This is a genomic window from Salinivibrio siamensis (assembly GCF_001996005.1).
GTDB classification, from domain to species: Bacteria; Pseudomonadota; Gammaproteobacteria; order Enterobacterales; family Vibrionaceae; genus Salinivibrio; species Salinivibrio siamensis.
Genome location: NZ_MUFB01000028.1, coordinates 24,884 through 40,569, shown reverse-complemented (window position 1 = coordinate 40,569; position 15,686 = coordinate 24,884). Strand labels below are relative to the sequence as shown.

The 15,686-nt window shown below is 51.1% G+C and carries 17 protein-coding genes and 1 rRNA gene; 2 read left to right on the top strand and 16 right to left on the bottom strand.

Annotated features, from left to right (window positions below; translation table 11 throughout):
* The first annotated feature begins 18 nt into the window (after nucleotides 1-18).
* Nucleotides 19-134, top strand: a 5S ribosomal RNA gene (gene rrf, locus BZG73_RS13240).
* Nucleotides 135-286: 152 nt separating this feature from the next.
* Here rrf and BZG73_RS13235 read toward each other — a convergent pair.
* The 10 genes from BZG73_RS13235 to BZG73_RS13190 all read right to left on the bottom strand — a co-directional run bounded on the left by BZG73_RS13235 (nucleotide 287) and on the right by BZG73_RS13190 (nucleotide 9,873).
* Nucleotides 287-1,189, bottom strand: a complete 903-nt coding sequence (locus tag BZG73_RS13235; protein ID WP_077668533.1) for a LysR substrate-binding domain-containing protein — start codon at nucleotides 1,187-1,189, stop codon at nucleotides 287-289.
* A gap of 59 nt (nucleotides 1,190-1,248) precedes the next feature.
* Nucleotides 1,249-2,832 carry a HAMP domain-containing protein gene (locus tag BZG73_RS13230; protein WP_077668532.1) on the bottom strand — a complete coding sequence of 528 codons (1,584 nt, stop codon included), beginning with the start codon at nucleotides 2,830-2,832 and terminating at the stop codon, nucleotides 1,249-1,251.
* A 175-nt stretch (nucleotides 2,833-3,007) separates the two neighbouring features.
* Entirely contained in the window at nucleotides 3,008-4,033 is a 1,026-nt protein-coding gene (rsmC, locus tag BZG73_RS13225) for a 16S rRNA (guanine(1207)-N(2))-methyltransferase RsmC (RefSeq protein ID WP_077668531.1), read from the bottom strand.
* A 110-nt stretch (nucleotides 4,034-4,143) separates the two neighbouring features.
* Complete coding sequence (locus tag BZG73_RS13220) at nucleotides 4,144-5,229, bottom strand: AI-2E family transporter (protein ID WP_046075056.1); 1,086 nt, start codon at nucleotides 5,227-5,229, stop codon at nucleotides 4,144-4,146.
* A gap of 124 nt (nucleotides 5,230-5,353) precedes the next feature.
* Complete coding sequence (gene hemW / locus BZG73_RS13215) at nucleotides 5,354-6,505, bottom strand: radical SAM family heme chaperone HemW (RefSeq protein WP_077668530.1); 1,152 nt, start codon at nucleotides 6,503-6,505, stop codon at nucleotides 5,354-5,356.
* A 3-nt stretch (nucleotides 6,506-6,508) separates the two neighbouring features.
* Entirely contained in the window at nucleotides 6,509-7,105 is a 597-nt protein-coding gene (locus BZG73_RS13210; protein ID WP_046075058.1) for an XTP/dITP diphosphatase, read from the bottom strand.
* Nucleotides 7,106-7,133: 28 nt separating this feature from the next.
* Nucleotides 7,134-7,574: a DUF4426 domain-containing protein gene (locus tag BZG73_RS13205; protein ID WP_046075059.1), complete on the bottom strand. Its 441-nt coding sequence runs from the start codon at nucleotides 7,572-7,574 to the stop codon at nucleotides 7,134-7,136.
* 154 nt (nucleotides 7,575-7,728) lie between these two features.
* Nucleotides 7,729-8,283 (bottom strand): YggT family protein, encoded by a 555-nt coding sequence (locus BZG73_RS13200; protein WP_046075060.1) that lies wholly within the window; start codon nucleotides 8,281-8,283, stop codon nucleotides 7,729-7,731.
* A gap of 16 nt (nucleotides 8,284-8,299) precedes the next feature.
* Nucleotides 8,300-9,118, bottom strand: coding sequence for a pyrroline-5-carboxylate reductase (gene proC, locus BZG73_RS13195; protein WP_046075061.1), 819 nt, complete (start codon nucleotides 9,116-9,118; stop codon nucleotides 8,300-8,302).
* 53 nt (nucleotides 9,119-9,171) lie between these two features.
* The gene (locus BZG73_RS13190; protein WP_077668529.1) at nucleotides 9,172-9,873 is read right to left on the bottom strand and encodes a YggS family pyridoxal phosphate-dependent enzyme; all 702 of its coding nucleotides are present in this window, start codon (nucleotides 9,871-9,873) and stop codon (nucleotides 9,172-9,174) included.
* A gap of 23 nt (nucleotides 9,874-9,896) precedes the next feature.
* Between BZG73_RS13190 and BZG73_RS13185 the strand changes: the two genes are divergently transcribed.
* Nucleotides 9,897-10,925 (top strand): type IV pilus twitching motility protein PilT, encoded by a 1,029-nt coding sequence (locus BZG73_RS13185; protein WP_077668528.1) that lies wholly within the window; start codon nucleotides 9,897-9,899, stop codon nucleotides 10,923-10,925.
* On the opposite strand, the gene ruvX is transcribed toward BZG73_RS13185, so the two are convergent.
* The 6 genes from ruvX to metK form a co-directional block, all read right to left on the bottom strand.
* Entirely contained in the window at nucleotides 10,910-11,338 is a 429-nt protein-coding gene (gene ruvX / locus BZG73_RS13180) for a Holliday junction resolvase RuvX (protein WP_046075064.1), read from the bottom strand. The two genes, BZG73_RS13185 and ruvX, sit on opposite strands and share 16 nt — an antisense overlap.
* On the bottom strand, nucleotides 11,335-11,901 hold the full coding sequence (locus BZG73_RS13175) for a YqgE/AlgH family protein (protein WP_046075065.1): 567 nt from the start codon (nucleotides 11,899-11,901) through the stop codon (nucleotides 11,335-11,337). The genes ruvX and BZG73_RS13175 overlap by 4 nt, the downstream gene beginning before the upstream one ends.
* Nucleotides 11,902-11,988: 87 nt before the next feature.
* Complete coding sequence (gshB, locus tag BZG73_RS13170) at nucleotides 11,989-12,933, bottom strand: glutathione synthase (RefSeq protein WP_046075066.1); 945 nt, start codon at nucleotides 12,931-12,933, stop codon at nucleotides 11,989-11,991.
* 18 nt (nucleotides 12,934-12,951) lie between these two features.
* A complete protein-coding gene (rsmE, locus tag BZG73_RS13165) occupies nucleotides 12,952-13,683 on the bottom strand; it encodes a 16S rRNA (uracil(1498)-N(3))-methyltransferase (RefSeq protein ID WP_077668527.1) in 732 nt (243 codons plus the stop codon).
* Between the two features lie 98 nt (nucleotides 13,684-13,781).
* Nucleotides 13,782-14,324: a SprT family zinc-dependent metalloprotease gene (locus BZG73_RS13160; RefSeq protein WP_077668526.1), complete on the bottom strand. Its 543-nt coding sequence runs from the start codon at nucleotides 14,322-14,324 to the stop codon at nucleotides 13,782-13,784.
* Nucleotides 14,325-14,395: 71 nt separating this feature from the next.
* Complete coding sequence (metK, locus tag BZG73_RS13155; RefSeq protein ID WP_046075069.1) at nucleotides 14,396-15,550, bottom strand: methionine adenosyltransferase; 1,155 nt, start codon at nucleotides 15,548-15,550, stop codon at nucleotides 14,396-14,398.
* Nucleotides 15,551-15,686: the final 136 nt, after the last annotated feature.

The window sequence follows — 15,686 nt, the reverse complement described above, 5'->3', positions numbered from 1 at the left end:
AAGACACACCAAATTTTGCTTGGCGACCATAGCGCTTTGGACCCACCTGACTCCATGCCGAACTCAGTAGTGAAACGAAGCAGCGCCGATGGTRGTGTGGGGTCTCCCCATGTGAGAGTAGGACATCGCCAGGCTTGCTTTCTTGTTTTCAGATTTTTGGAAAAATCTGAAGGCAAAAACGGATTTAAGCATCAAAGCGGATATGCGTAAGACTTTGATGAGAAAACACCAAGCCCTGACCTCACGGTCGGGGCTTTTTTGTATCTGTCGCGTGGTGATTGCTGGTTTAAGTAGAAGAATGGGGTTGAGGTTGCCAGTGTAAGCAGAAATCCCAGAAGCGGGTGAGTAGGCCTGACTGGTATTTATCTTTGTGGCGCACAAGCCAATAGCGCCGGGATAATAGCAAAGGGAGTTCGAGGGCAACCACTCGACCATCGGCAATGGCGTGTTGAGCGGAGAGCTTAGACAGGTACGCCAAGCCTAACCCAGCACTTGCAGCATTTAAAATCGCTTCTGTGGTATTGAGCTCGAAAGAAAGGTGCCAGCGCTCGAAGCGAGGAGCAAGGCGTGAGAGAAAGTGCTCACGGGTGCCCGAGCCAGATTCGCGGATCAGCCAAGTTTGATTGTCGAGATCGCCCACACTTAACGGTGCGTGACTCACAAGCGGGTGATTAGGGTGACAAACCACCGCCATCTGATCGCTTAACCATGGCGTTTGCAGTAAATCGGGATGCAGTATTTCACCCTCTATCAACCCAATATCCAGCTCGAAGTGTTGAAGGCGAGTGATGATTTCTTGGCTGTTGGCAATCACCAATGTTTGTTGTTGATGACACGTCGTATGGCGAAAATCACTAATCAGTGTAGGTAAAAGCTGGTTACCCACCGTATCGCTTCCACCTAGTCGCAACCAACCAATCAGTTGGCTATCGTCTTTTAGTGTGGCACTGATTTCGTCGCTACGGGTGAGTAGTTCATCTGCTTTAGGGATAAGCGCTATCCCTTGGTCATTGAGGTGAAGCCGATTGCCGCGTCGATCAAACAAGGGGTAACCGAGCTGACTTTCTAACTCGGCGAGTGCCATACTGACTGCCGGTTTACTGAGAAACAGTTTCTTGGCGGCGGCGGTGATGGTGCCCTCTTGCACGATGGTTAAAAACACCCGCAGTTGAGGAAGAGAAAGCGTCATCGAAACCTAATGATAAAGAGTTTCAAACACTATAAGGCGGTGCCTGTGCGATGACAATCTTAACGCTGGCCTTTGTCTTGGCTGACCCAGTGCTGGATATCTAATTGTGCCTGTTTTAATGCCTGATAGTGTGGTGATTGCTCACTCGTATGCTTGAGAACAAAGTCGAGCGTGCGCACTACATTTCGCCAACGTGGTGTTTTTGGGACGGTTTCTACGTGCAGGTACTTATCCAAGGTTCTTGTTTGAAAGCTACCTTTATCCTGGTAAACACGCCATAAGCCACTTTTTTCTGCTAGCCCGATTTTATCCCCACCCCAAGCGGCCAGAGCTAAGTTCATCGCATCCACTAAGCGACGATGAATACTCTCCGGCTGATGCGCTTGTGTCTCTTTATCGTTAATCGTGCTTGATGGAGAAAAATACGTCGCTCTCAAGCTGTGTTTTAAGTGGGAGAGTGCGCTTGCAAGGCGACCAATTTCATCTTTTCGCTGGCGATGGGTGACCGGATAGTCCAGTTCACCTGCGGCAAACTGCTCGGCGCACCAAGTCAGTTGTAAGATAGGCAGTGTCAGGCGGTGAGATAGCCAATGCCCAACACAGACTAATAAAACAATAACGACGATCACGAGTGTCGCACTGATCGCATACAAGTGGCGCAGAGGCTGATAGGCACGTTTTTGAGGTGTACAAGTGATCAACGCCCAAGACGCCCCCACCACATTGACGGGTCGATACGCCGTGAGTTGAGGCATGAGTGTATATTGGCTTGGAGACATGACCCCTTGTTGGCCATGGAAAGCGGCATCGATGGCGTGCTTTGATGGCAAGATCGAGGGCCTAGCTTGATCAGTGTGAGGCACCCAACTGTTGAGTAACGATTGATGATTTTGATTAATTAGCCACAGCCCCGACTCTGGTTGCTGCCGTTGGCGAAGTGTCGCAGACAAGTTATCGGTTGTGGTGCTAATAGCAAGGACGCTTTGCATATGGCCGCTTTTGAGTATGGGGACCAGATACCAAGCTTGCATGGTGCGTGAGCCATGTGGCTCAAAGGCAGTGCGCATCCATTTAGGGCGCTGCTGGGCAGGCATATTCATCAATTGCTTGATCGCATTTTTCAGTGATGGGTTGTCCTGTGTCATGGGGTGGGCTTTGACGGTGTATACGAGGTTTTGGTTTAAATCAAACATCGCGAGATTGTTGAACGCATATCTTGCTAACCAAGATTGAAATTGGTGATGAAAGCGACGATATAAGCGGTGATACTTTTGGGCTGTTACGCCAGCATATTGGTTCGGAGACTGTTGAAGGATCGGTATGAGTCGACGCTGCGATTGGCGCGTATCATCACCGAGTTGTTGGAATGCATGAGGAAAGCCATAAAAGCGTCCACCGCTGCTGGTTGCTAGATCAGAGGCTGCAAGATTGGTTACCGCGCGCACTTGGTCATTAAAATATGATGTGATGGTGACATAGTAACGATCGCGCTCGCTCTCGAGCTGTTGATGGGCTTGATCGATCAGCAGTTGCGACTGACTCCAAGTAAAGTATCCCGTCAAAATCACCACAGGGATAATACTAAGACTAAAAAACCACCACATAAAGCGGCGTTGAAGACGAGTAGAGTAACCTATATCCATTTGCACGCTGTGAATACCTCTCCCTGATCACGCGGGCTTGAATCGCAAACGGCTGCCCAAAGGCAGCCGCGAGAGAGTCGACGCTAACACGTCCGATCAGTCAAAACTGTGACCTGCTGTCAGGTATCAAACCTTACAAGTGTGTTACTCGACTGATTGATGGTGTTGTCAGCAACTAGCGTGCTTTTCGCGCATGATAAACGGCAAATCGACGGGTTTTCGCGAGGGTATCGCACTGACCGAATCCTTTTTCAATAATCGGCGGATAACGTAAGAAGCTGTTGGCGACGATCGCTAATTGGCCCTGAAGGCGCAGGTAGCGAGGTGCGTTTTCCAGCAAGGATTCGGTGGCATGGTAAAATGTCTCCAATCCTTCATGGAAAGGTGGGTTGCTTATAATGGCATCAAACTGCTGTCCACTGACGGCCCCTAACATGTCAGAGACAAAAACAGAGCCGCTGAGCCCATTGGCCGCGAGCGTCGCTTGGGTTGATGCGACCGCTAAATGACTCACATCAACACAGGTGACCGTACAGCTTGGGTGGGTAGCCAGTAGTACCGTGCCGATAACGCCCGCGCCACAGCCGACATCAATCACATCGCCTTGTATGTCGGGCAGGTGCTGGAGTAATAAGGCCGTGCCATCATCAAGGCTTTTGTGACTAAACACACCGGGTAAAGCACGAACAGTGAGTGATAGGCTGCCTACTTGGAGAGGGTAGTCGTGAAACCAATCTGCCAGGCTAAATGACGCCGCCGGTGATGTGCACTGGCCATGGTATAGGCTGCATCGGCGAGCTGAATCTTGTTTAATGACTTGGCCATACGGTGCAAAACGTTTTTCGATGCTTTTGACGCCACTGCGGTTTTCACCCACTACGATCCAGTCGACATTCGCGCCGAGACGATGCGTGAGCATCGCGAGAAGAAAATCGGCTTCCGCTTTTGACTTAGGCCAGTAGAAAAGTACCACGTCGACGGCGCTATCATCCGTATATTCTGCGCCTGCGTGTACATGGATGTCAGTATTTGCCATTCGTGTGGCATAGCCATGATGGGTCGTAAATACCGACACGCGTGCGGCATGAGACAGTAGCTGCTGGGCAAAGTCATCTTCGAGCTCCCCGGCCAATAGAACATGTTTATTGGCGAACAAGGTGAGGTGACGCTGAGCAATCTCGCTAGGTGCCGTGAGGGTCATGAGGGTTCTCTTTCCGGTTATAAGTACTTATCGGCCGCGTTTGAAGGTAGGGTGGCGCGCCAAGACAAGGATTTTCCCACAAAGCGCGCACTAGGCCAATATCAAACCCCCTACGCGTTATCTTGTCGGTCAAGAAAGCGTTCAAATTCGATCTCGTACATCCGAAAGAGTACCAAGGTAATCGAAAAGATAATCGGACCATAGATAAGCCCCATCAAGCCGAACAGATGAAGCCCTCCTAATAGTGAGAAGAAGATAAGCAAGGTGTTCATCCCCGAGTTACCCTGCATGAGGAAGGGACGGAGTAGATTATCGATAGAGCCGACCACCACAACACTCCATATCAGTAAGGCAATAGCCCACTGCCAATCGCCCGTGGCCACCAAATACAGCACGGTTGGCAGCCAGATAAGCGCAGTGCCTACCACAGGGATAAAGGAGGCGAACGCCATCATGGTTCCCCAAAATAGCGCTGGCAGCCCGACGGCCCACATCGCTAGCCCGCCGGCGGCTCCTTGCGCCAAGGCGGTAAGAAAGGACCCAAGCACGGCAGACTTGGCGACCTTCTCTACTTCATCCAGTAACTGATCTTCTTGGCTTCGTGATAAGGGGATCACGTGGCGGAGCGTATGGATAATGCTGTCGTGATCACGGAGCAAGAAAAACAGGACAAACAACATCAGCATGAAGGTGATAAAAAAGTCGGTCACATCACCTAATACCTTGGAGCTAAATTCGAGCATTTGGCCACTGAATGAAGACATCCAAGCCGCCAGCTTTTTCACGGTTTCTTGTGGGTCAATTAAATCAAATGGCAGCCACTGGTTGAGAAAATGCAGCGACGATTGTATTTGCGGGTTGTTGAGTAACTGTTTTGCGCCGCCGTTGTTGAGCCATTCGTAACTGCGTGTAAAAAAGCTCACGCCTTGCTCGATAATGGCCCCTGCTACCACGGTGAGCGGAATGATGATGATAAAGGTGATTAAGACACAGGATATGACCGACGCCGTGTTTGGACGTTGTCCAATGCGATCTTCAATACGTTTATGAACAGGGAAAAAGAGCAAAGAGACAATAAACGCGAGTACAATTGCACCAATATAGGGCTCGATAAGTAAATAGCACGCATAGGCTGCGATGATCAGCGCGGCGATTAAAGTCCAATGTTTCGGCTCGACACGAAATGACGAAGTCACAGGGTATCCCTCTTAGGCTGGTTGAATGAATCGCGCTTGCTTTACTTGCCGTCAAAAGACCAATCCGCCGCTGGGCAGGTAAAGGCGCCTAAACAATAGGCACCTTAACATACAGTTTGTTGCACTAGTCAGCTAAAAAAATGGCCAAAAGATCGTTGAGGAAGAGTTTACCTTTGGCGGTCACTTGCCAATGTGTCTCGGACTCAACGAGCAGACCTTGGTCATACGCTTGAGCTAATGGCTGGTTAAGGTGGTCGAGAGGCAACCCCGTGCGGGCAACAAACTCGGCTTTCGGACAAGGCTCGAGTAGGCGAAACCGATTCATGAAGAACTCAAACGCGAGATCAGTCTGTTTCACCCACTGGCTATCGGTGAGATAGGCCTTTTGTGGATCAAGATAGCCGCGCGGATGCTTCACTTTAACTGTCCGAAGCAGGCGAGACTGATCGCCATTCGGTAAGGTGAGTTTGCCATGGGCGCCGCAACCAATCCCCAAGTAGTCGCCAAAGCGCCAGTAGTTGAGGTTATGGGCGCATTGATGATCGGGTAAGCTGTATGCAGATGTCTCGTATTGCACGTAGCCAGCGTCGGTAAGCAGCTGATGGCCGCGATCAAAAATGTCCCACAAGGTATCTTCTTCTGGCAGGGTCGGTGGTTTGGAGTAAAACTGGGTGTTGGGCTCGATGGTCAACTGATACCAAGACAGATGTGGCGGCTTAAGTGCGATGGCTTTTTCCAAGTCGCCCAGTGCTTCTTGCTCTGATTGCTCAGGTAAACCATGCATTAAATCGAGGTTAAAACTGTTTAATCCAGCTTGATGAGCAAGGTGGGCCGCACGCTCTGCCTCGCCAGGGCCATGAATACGCCCTAAGCGTTCGAGCTTATCAGCAGAAAAGCTCTGCACCCCGATAGAAATCCGGTTAACGCCTGCTTGTCGATAACCGATAAATTTATCGGCTTCCACGGTGCCAGGGTTGGCTTCCATGGTCACTTCCATGCTCTCACTGACGGGAAGGCGTGCTTTGATGCCATCCAATAGGCGTGCTATCTGTGAAGGCGACATCAAGCTTGGTGTACCGCCTCCAATAAAGATCGAGTGCAGTGTGCGCGTGATGACTGAAGGGTAGGCGGCAAGATCGGCATCAAGATCGTCAAGCAGCGCATCGATATAATCCTCTTCTGGGATCGCGCCCTTTTGGGTATGCGAATTAAAATCGCAATAGGGGCATTTTTGTACACACCAAGGGATGTGCACATATAAACTCAATGGGATCATGGCTTATTGCGACGCTTTTAAGGCTTGGAACAGGGCGTTGAGTGCTTGTCCGCGGTGAGAGCGTTGTTTTTTCTCGGAAGCGGGCATTTCTGCTGCGGTACACTGCTGATCGGCAGGTAAAAAGACCGGATCGTAACCAAAGCCGTTTTCTCCTTGCGGTGCGTGAGCGATTTGCCCTTCCCACACCCCGTGACAGACCAGCGGTGTTGGGTCATTAGCATGACGCATATAAACCAATACGCAATGGAAGCGAGCCTGGCGTCCATCATTGTCTGTATCATGCAATGCTTCTAACAGTTTAGCGACATTATCCGTATCACTGGCCGTTTCCCCCGCATAGCGCGCAGAGTAGACGCCTGGTGCGCCGTTTAAGGCATCGACTTCAAGGCCTGAATCGTCGGCGATGGCGGGGAGGCCAGTCACTTTCGCCGCATGACGTGCCTTAATGATGGCATTTTCGATAAAGGTGGTGCCTGTTTCATCAACTTCTTCAACGGCAAAGTCACTTTGTGGCAGGACGTCGAAACCAAATTCGCCGAGTAGTCCCGCCATTTCTTTTACTTTGCCTGCGTTCCCCGTTGCCAACACAACTTTATTCATCACAGTTACCTATTGGGTTATGGCCCAACTATGGGGCATCGACGTAAAACGTATAATTATAGTCAAAAGACGCATTGCGGTTTCCTTCGGCGTTAAGGTCGATATGGAAGCGATACGTCTCTTCATCATCGGCTGCGAAGGTGGCGATGTAGTAGATCGCGTCCCCTTCTCTTACCTCGGTAAAGTCCAGTTCACGACTGTTTCCGACCAAGTTTTTTACTTGCCCGGTGATCTCGGCGGCTACCGCCGGTTTTCCCAGTTGCATGGTATCGAGAACGGCAATGTTGACCAAGCCTCGATAGCCACTACGAGTAATGTCGTACTGCTGGGCGATTTCGGGTGTCAAGAAAGTGGTTGAGAGCGTGTTATAATGCACTTCCAACTCACCGACTTCTTTAAACTGCCCCGCCCAAGCCGGTGTGATAAGCAAACTCAATATCATGCTGAGCGCTGCTATGATCTGACGCATAATCATTCCTTGTGATAAAGCGAAGTGAGGTTCGCTATCAATACGTACGGGTGCCTAAGTACGATCCGCCGTACATCGTTGGCACCCGTGAGATTCCGTAAGCGGTGCAACCCGTGGCGATAAGTCGAGGGGGACTTAGCGCTTGGCGGTTCGCTTACAGTGCATACCAAATCGGGCCGATAAAATCGCCGATAAGCATATTGATAAATTGGAGCGCGATAAAGATCACCAGAATACTGAGATCGAGCCCACCGATGGGTGGAATAATACGGCGTACTGGCGCACATACCGGCTCAGTAAGTTGATGAAAAACATACTCTACTGGATTGTTGCCTTGGCTGACCCAACTCAAAATGGCACGCAGGATCAGCACCCAGAACAGCAACTTACCCGCGGCTTTCAGTAAGGCAATGGCAGAGAAGAGGAACATGCCTGAACTCATTGCAAAGGGGTTGCCGGCGACTAGATCCAGTACCACAAATTTCGCCACCATGAGCAGGTAAGCAAACAGTACCGTTGCCAGATCCAAACCACCGAGTGCCGGGATCATACGACGCAACGGGCCCACCACAGGCTGGGTCGCTTTGACGATAAATTGAGAGAAGGGGTTGTAAAAGTCTGCGCGCGCCCATTGTAGCCAAACGCGTAGCAGCACCACCATGATGTAAAGATCAAACGCGGTGTTGATCAGAAAGGTCATTGCATTCATATCGTTGCCTTAGTGATTAAAATTCTTGTTCCATTTGTTTGGCGCGGCTGACTGCCGCCTGCATGGCCTGTGCCACTATATCGCCAATGTGGTGCTGGTCGAAAACACGTAACGCTTCAGCGGTTGTGCCGCCTTTCGAGGTTACCTGCTCACGCAATTGGCCAATGGTTGTGTCCGTATTACTTACCACCATTTCTGCCGCCCCTTTTGCGGCTTGCTGAACCAGCTGCCTGGCTTGCTCGTCGCTAAAGCCTTGGCGGATAGCTTCTTGATGCATCGCTTCCATAAAGCGAAAGAAGTATGCCGGTGCGCTGCCTGCAGCCGCAATCACACCATTAATTTTTGCTTCCTCATCGACACAGCAGACCTCGCCGACGGCTTTCATCAATGCGGTGGCGTAGTGTTTATCCGCCTCCGTTACCTGGCTAGACGCATAGAGTCCGCTCATTCCTTGGCCGACAAGAGACGGTGTATTCGGCATGACACGGATGAGGTTGAGTGTGGTACCAGCCATCTCACACAGACGATGAGTACTGATGCCGGCTGCTATCGAGATCACCAGTTTCGAAGACCAATCGACAGCCGATAAATCGCTTAAAACCTGCGCCATTAATTGTGGCTTGACCGCCAAGACAATGACGTCTGCCGCTTGGCAGGCATGCAAGTTATCACGGGTGGTTTGGATGCCATAATCCGTACTCAGCACATCGCCAGGGTGGGCGCTGGGTGATGAGGCCGTTATCGCAGAGGTGGGGTAGCCTGCACTCACAAGGCCAGCAATGATGGATCGCGCCATATTACCGGCGCCAATAAAGGTAAGGGAGCGATGTTCCATGAAAAGCGTTCCTGTTGTTCTCGTCATTGTATTGGTTTATTACGACCGCTTCGTTAGCGGCTGTCTCGCGCGCCAAAAATCGCGGTGCCGACACGTACCATGGTGCTACCACACGCAATCGCCGCTTCCATGTCACCACTCATGCCCATCGACAAGGTATCGATACTCTCTGTCTGCTCACGGAGGGCATGAAACGCATTTGATAAAGGTTCAAATGCGGCGCATTGTCGCTGATAGTCCATATCAGGCTGTGGAATAGACATTAATCCTCTGACATTCAGGCCGGGTAGGGCTCGGATATCTTCAATGAGGGCGATGGCGTTATCCACGGTTAACCCCGACTTTGATGCCTCGCCACTGGTGTTTACTTGTACCAAGACATTGAGCGGCGGTAAATGTGCCGGACGTTGCTCGCTCAGGCGTTTAGCAATCTTCAACCGATCGACAGAATGCACCCAGTCAAAGTGCTCTGCAATCAACCGTGTTTTGTTGGACTGAATGGGGCCAATAAAGTGCCATTCAATGCGTGCTTCGGGATGATGCTGGRCAAAGTAGTCAATTTTTTCTACCCCTTCTTGCACGTAGTTTTCCCCAAACGCCTGTTGTCCCGCGGCGATGGCATCTGCGATCGCCTCGATAGGCTTGGTTTTGCTGACTGCAATTAATTGCACTGAGTCCGCGAGTCGACCGCATTTTTGGCTTGCGTGGTCTATCTGTTCCCTGACCTGTTGAATATTGTTCTTAATATGACACATACCTGATTCTGCAAGGAAAATGAATGGATATTAATGAGCTACTTGCGTTTAGTGTAAAGCATCGCGCGTCAGATCTACATCTTTCTGCGGGGGTGTCGCCTATGGTGCGGGTAGATGGCGATATGCGCAAGCTTAGTCTGCCACCGCTTAGCCACCAAGCTGTACGGCAATTGGTACTGGCGGTGATGAGCCCTGAGCAGCAGCATAGTTTTGACAATGCATGGGAAATCGACTTTTCCTTTGAGCTGGCCTCGGTGGCGCGTTTTCGTGTTAATGCGTTCCATCAGCAACATGGCTGTGCGGCGGTTTTTCGTGTGGTGCCAACGGCTGTCCCAAGGTTAGAGGATTTATCCGCGCCGCCACTTTTCAGTGAGCTGGCTTTGTTACACCAAGGATTGGTGTTGGTGACTGGGCCGACAGGCTCGGGGAAATCGACCACATTGGCGGCCATGATCGCGCAGATAAATCACCACCAGCAAAAGCATATTCTGACAATCGAAGATCCGATTGAGTTTATCCACCCGTCCGAGCAAAGCTTGGTGAACCAGCGAGAGGTCAAGCGTGATACGCAGTCTTTTCAGCAGGCATTGCGATCCGCGCTGCGTGAAGACCCAGATGTGATATTGGTGGGTGAGCTACGTGATTTAGAAACCATCAGCTTGGCATTAACCGCGGCAGAAACCGGGCATTTGGTGTTTGCGACCTTGCATACCGTCAGCGCTGCTAAAAGTGTGGATCGTATCATTGACGTTTTTCCGGGCAGTGATAAACCCTTGGTACGTTCAATGCTGTCTGCTTCACTGCGGGCGGTGATCTCTCAGCAGCTTGTCAAAAGTGTCCAAGGCCAGCGTGTTGCCGCTTATGAAATCATGACGGTGACGTCAGCGATTTGTAACTTGATCCGAGAGGATAGAGTGGCGCAAATCACCTCCATGATGCAAACCGGCACCGCGCATGGCATGCAGACCATGGTGCAAGCGATGGCACAGCTAGAGAACCAAGGCGTGATTGCGCCGCAGGAGGCGTTAACGTCCACTCAATCTGTGTATTGACGCTCAAACCAGCTTTCGATAATCACCACCGCAGATTGGGCGTCGACGGCGCCTTTTCCTAGCGCCTTATACCCGCCGCGGGAAAACAGATCCGCACGCGCTTCACGGGTAGATAGGCGTTCATCGTGCAGCTCAACCGGGTAGCCGAAACGTCCATGCAGGCGGTTGGCAAACTTCTTTGCCCTTGGCGTGATGGTCTCTAAAGGTTGACCGTGTAAATCAAGCGGTAAGCCTACCACCAGATAATCGGGTTGCCAGTCTTTGAGTATGGCTTCAATGTCATCCCAATTTGGGATCCCGTCTCGGGCTTTTAAGGCACACAAAGGGCGAGCGGTGCCAGTTAGCGACTGGCCGATGGCGACGCCAATGCTTTTGACGCCGTAATCAAATCCAATAATGGTTTGTGCGTTCATGCATGTCCTACTTGTGAAGAGAGGTTTGCGGCGTCAATGCCGAGCTGATCGAGCGCTTTTTGCCAACGTTGGTGAACGGGGGTATCAAAAATGACCTTGGGATCGGCTTCCAGTGTTAGCCAGCTATTGTCGGCCAGTTCCTGCTCGAGCTGTCCCGGCTCCCAGCCTGCATAGCCCAGCGCGACCAGAAATTGCTCTGGCTGTTGCTCGGTGCCGAGAATCGAGAGAATATCTTTTGAGGTCGTGACCGATAGCTGATCAGACAGGGGAATACTGGTGCCATACTCACAGGTTGCAGGATGCAGCACAAAGCCTCTGTCTTCGGAGACAGGACCACCAAACAACACAGGTTGAGACAAGCTCTCTGTGGTGCTTGAAAGGGGGAGCTGGCGCTCGACGTCAATTTGATCCAGCATTTTGCCGACAGACAAATTAATGGGGTGGTTAATCATCAGTCCCATTGCCCCATCATGGCTATGCTCACAGACATAAATGACACCATGCTGAAAACGGCTATCAGCCATACTGGGCATCGCGATTAAAAAATGATTTTTCAGATCCATATCGCCGTCTCCTGTTGGTGCGCGTACCTTGAGTATGCGCGAAGATTGATGTTTTAGATAATGAAGGAGGCGCTGCGCCTCCTCAAATTAGGCGCAGCGTCTGGCGATCGCCTCCATCAAGATGTCACCAATTGAAATGTCATACGCGGCGTCAATCTCGCGAATACAGGTCGGACTGGTGACGTTGATTTCTGTTAGCTTGTCGCCAATCACGTCGAGCCCTACGAATATCAGCCCTTTCTCTTTCAATGTCGGAGCGATCGCGCGTGCGATTGTCCAATCAGTCTCTGATAAAGGACGCGCTTCGCCACGGCCGCCAGCAGCCAAGTTACCGCGCGTTTCACCGTCGGCCGGGATACGGGCTAAACAGTAGGGAACCGGTTCGCCATCAACAATTAAGATGCGCTTGTCACCGTTGCTGATGTCAGGGACGAAAGTTTGTGCCATGCAAAAACGTTGGCCATGCTCGGTCAGGGTTTCAATAATCACCGACAGGTTCGGATCGCCTTGTTTGACTCGAAAGATAGACGCGCCGCCCATGCCATCGAGTGGTTTTAAAATCACATCGCCGTGTTCGGCTTGGAATGCTTTAATTTCGTCGGCACGACGGGTCACCAAAGTGGTCGGCGTATGCTCTGGGAACCACGCGGTATAAAGCTTTTCATTGCAGTCACGCAAACTTTGCGGCTTGTTAACAATCAATACACCCGCTTCCTCAGCCCGCTCTAACATGTAGGTTGCGTAGATGTATTCCGTATCAAACGGCGGATCTTTGCGCATCAATATGGCATCAAATTCTCGCAATGCGAGGGTTTGGGTTTGGTCGATTTGGTACCAATGGTCAGGGTTATCCATCACAGTCACACTGTGGGTGCGAGCGTATGGTTCACCTTGCTGCATTGACATATCTTCCATCAAGATATAATGCACTTCCCAGCCGCGTTTTTGTGCTGCCAGCATCATGGCAAACGTGGAGTCTTTTTTCACACTGATGGCCTCGATGGGGTCCATCACAACACCTATTTTCATCATATTTCTCCTGTTTGCCGGTTAACCCAAATCGCCAAAACGGACTTGAAGTGCCGTGATGGCGGTGAGCGCCGCGGTTTCTGTTCGCAACACGCGTGGGCCGAGTAGGATCTCTTCAAAGCCGTGTTCGCGTGTCATTGCAATTTCGTCATCAGACAATCCGCCCTCTGGGCCAATGAGCAAGCGTAGCTTGTAGGGGGCGTCGGGTAGCGTATTGATAGAGTAGGGGGCACGCGGATGAAGGTTCAGTTTTAAGCCATCAAACGCCTGCTGGCACCATGTGTCTAGATTGATCACCGGGTTAATGGTGGGCACCACATTACGGCCGCTTTGCTCACAGGCGCCAATCGCGATTTTTTGCCATTGTTGGCGTTTTTTCTCGAGTCGCTCAGCATTGAGTTTCACTCCGCATCGAGCCGATAAAAGGGGAGTGATGGTATTCACGCCTAATTCGACCGATTTTTGAATGGTAAACTCCATTTTCTCACCACGTGAAATCACTTGGCCGAGTTCAAAGTCAAGCGGTGACTCGACACTGTGTGATTCGCAAGCGGTAATGGTCGCGACAACCTGCTTTTTACTGACTTCCGTCAGCATAGCGGGAAACTGCGCACCACTGCCATCAAAGAGCAAAATCGGTTGTTCAGGTTGCATACGTAGGACGCGACCGAGATGGTTGGCAGCTTCGCCACTCAGTGTCACATCGCCTTGCGATGGCAAGGGCGTTGGGTGATAAATTCGAGGAATTCGCATTGTGCTCGTTTTCCATGGTCATCTCGCCCTCAGTGTAACATGGCTACGGGGGCGATAGGCTTTGTCACTAATATGGGGTCGAGTGGTGAAAAAACAAATTATTCTGAGGCGTCAAGGTTTCTCACTAGTGGCTGTTTACAGCGGTTGCAGCGATAGGTGGCTTGTCCGCGCTGTATTTTATTGTGGCGGCGAATGGATAAGGCAACAGGGCCACACTCACACTGGTACGCGAAGGTTTTGCCTTGCACGGCACTGATATCAAGCTGGTGGGTGGTATTGGCAGGGGCATTAAATACCTGGGTCATTAGCGAACGCCACTCAGGACCATGTGGTTTTACCCGACCGTATAGCGCAAAGGTAACCAAATGACAGACCTCATGAGGGATCACTTCGTCGAAAAAGGTCTCTGGTGCTTGCTGTAAAAGGATCGGGTTAAACCTAACACGCCATTGCGTGGGGTGCGCGGTGCCAGCGGATTGACCCCGTAGTGTGAAGCCAATCGCAGGATAGTGTAGCTGGGTGCCTAATTGACGATTAGCCGCATCAATACACTGGTAAACACGCGTGTTAGCCGCTTGCTGTAATGCATCAGGTGACCAAGCGTTCTTGTCAAAGGCGAATGCGTCAGAAGCAGAAGACATAGTGTGGCGATCCTAGTGGCGATCAAAAAGGGAAGCCGAAGCTTCCCTTACAAGCAATGAGTACGTGGAGATTACCCGAGCTTGGCAAAGTCGCGCAATAGCGCTGCTTTGTCGGTTTTCTCCCAGGGGAAGATGTCGCGACCAAAGTGGCCATATGCAGCCGTTTGCTTATAGATGGGTTGTAATAAATCCAGCATTTCCTGCAAACCATACGGGCGTAAGTCGAAGTGTTCACGAACCGCTTTAGTGATCACTTCTGGAGCCACTTTTTCGGTACCGAAGGTCTCCACCATGATAGAAGTGGGTTCCGCAACGCCAATCGCGTAAGACAACTGGATTTCACAACGGTCAGCAAGCCCTGCGGCGACAATGTTTTTGGCCACGTAACGCGCGGCATACGCGGCAGAGCGATCCACTTTTGAGGGGTCTTTACCCGAGAAAGCTCCGCCACCGTGACGGGCTGCACCGCCATAGGTGTCGACAATGATTTTACGGCCTGTTAAACCACAATCGCCCATCGGTCCGCCAATCACAAAACGGCCCGTTGGGTTAATGAAATACTTGGTGTCTTTGGTCAGCCATTGTGCCGGCAATACTGGCTTGATGATTTCTTCCATCACCGCTTCGCGCAGATCGTCGGTTGAAATACTGTCGCAATGCTGTGTTGAGAGCACGACGGCATCAATACCCGCAATTTTACCGTTGTCATACGCAAAGGTGACCTGGCTTTTCGCATCTGGGCGTAACCAGTCTAACGTGCCGTTTTTACGTACTTGCGCCTGACGCTCGACCAAACGGTGTGAATAGGTGATGGGGGCAGGCATCAGCACATTGGTTTCGTTGGTGGCAAAGCCAAACATGATCCCTTGGTCCCCGGCCCCTTGATCTTTCGGATCGGCGCGGTCAACCCCTTGATTAATGTCGGGCGACTGTTTACCAATGGTGTTCAATACTGCACAAGAGTTGGCATCAAAGCCCATATCAGAGTGGACATAACCAATATCTTGAACGGTTTGACGGGTGAGCTCTTCGATATCGACCCATGCCGAGGTCGTCACTTCCCCGCCTACCATTACCATGCCAGTTTTAACATAGGTTTCGCAGGCAACGCGTGCTTTGGGGTCTTGCTCAAGGATGGCATCCAAAACAGCATCAGAAATCTGATCTGCGATTTTATCAGGATGGCCTTCAGAGACGGACTCTGAGGTAAACAGGTGCTTCGCCATGTGACACTCTCATTGGTTATCAAGGAGATTGGCGATACGTAACAAAGGGCATCGCCGATCATCTCAGATGTTTTAACTTCTAGACGTCTATTTTATTCGTAATTGTGATAAACGCAAGTCAGTTGATGCATATGGG

Excerpts from the sequence above, each read along its gene's own strand:
- BZG73_RS13235 (WP_077668533.1), bottom strand. The coding sequence starts at position 1,189 with ATGACGCTTTCTCTTCCTCAACTGCGGGTGTTTTTAACCATCGTGCAA.
- BZG73_RS13230 (WP_077668532.1), bottom strand. The coding sequence starts at position 2,832 with ATGGATATAGGTTACTCTACTCGTCTTCAACGCCGCTTTATGTGGTGG.
- rsmC (WP_077668531.1), bottom strand. The coding sequence starts at position 4,033 with ATGACCCTCACGGCACCTAGCGAGATTGCTCAGCGTCACCTCACCTTG.
- hemW (WP_077668530.1), bottom strand. The coding sequence starts at position 6,505 with ATGATCCCATTGAGTTTATATGTGCACATCCCTTGGTGTGTACAAAAA.
- BZG73_RS13210 (WP_046075058.1), bottom strand. The coding sequence starts at position 7,105 with ATGAATAAAGTTGTGTTGGCAACGGGGAACGCAGGCAAAGTAAAAGAA.
- BZG73_RS13205 (WP_046075059.1), bottom strand. The coding sequence starts at position 7,574 with ATGCGTCAGATCATAGCAGCGCTCAGCATGATATTGAGTTTGCTTATC.
- BZG73_RS13200 (WP_046075060.1), bottom strand. The coding sequence starts at position 8,283 with ATGAATGCAATGACCTTTCTGATCAACACCGCGTTTGATCTTTACATC.
- proC (WP_046075061.1), bottom strand. The coding sequence starts at position 9,118 with ATGGAACATCGCTCCCTTACCTTTATTGGCGCCGGTAATATGGCGCGA.
- BZG73_RS13185 (WP_077668528.1), top strand. The coding sequence starts at position 9,897 with ATGGATATTAATGAGCTACTTGCGTTTAGTGTAAAGCATCGCGCGTCA.
- ruvX (WP_046075064.1), bottom strand. The coding sequence starts at position 11,338 with ATGAACGCACAAACCATTATTGGATTTGATTACGGCGTCAAAAGCATT.
- BZG73_RS13175 (WP_046075065.1), bottom strand. The coding sequence starts at position 11,901 with ATGGATCTGAAAAATCATTTTTTAATCGCGATGCCCAGTATGGCTGAT.
- gshB (WP_046075066.1), bottom strand. The coding sequence starts at position 12,933 with ATGATGAAAATAGGTGTTGTGATGGACCCCATCGAGGCCATCAGTGTG.
- rsmE (WP_077668527.1), bottom strand. The coding sequence starts at position 13,683 with ATGCGAATTCCTCGAATTTATCACCCAACGCCCTTGCCATCGCAAGGC.
- BZG73_RS13160 (WP_077668526.1), bottom strand. The coding sequence starts at position 14,324 with ATGTCTTCTGCTTCTGACGCATTCGCCTTTGACAAGAACGCTTGGTCA.
- metK (WP_046075069.1), bottom strand. The coding sequence starts at position 15,550 with ATGGCGAAGCACCTGTTTACCTCAGAGTCCGTCTCTGAAGGCCATCCT.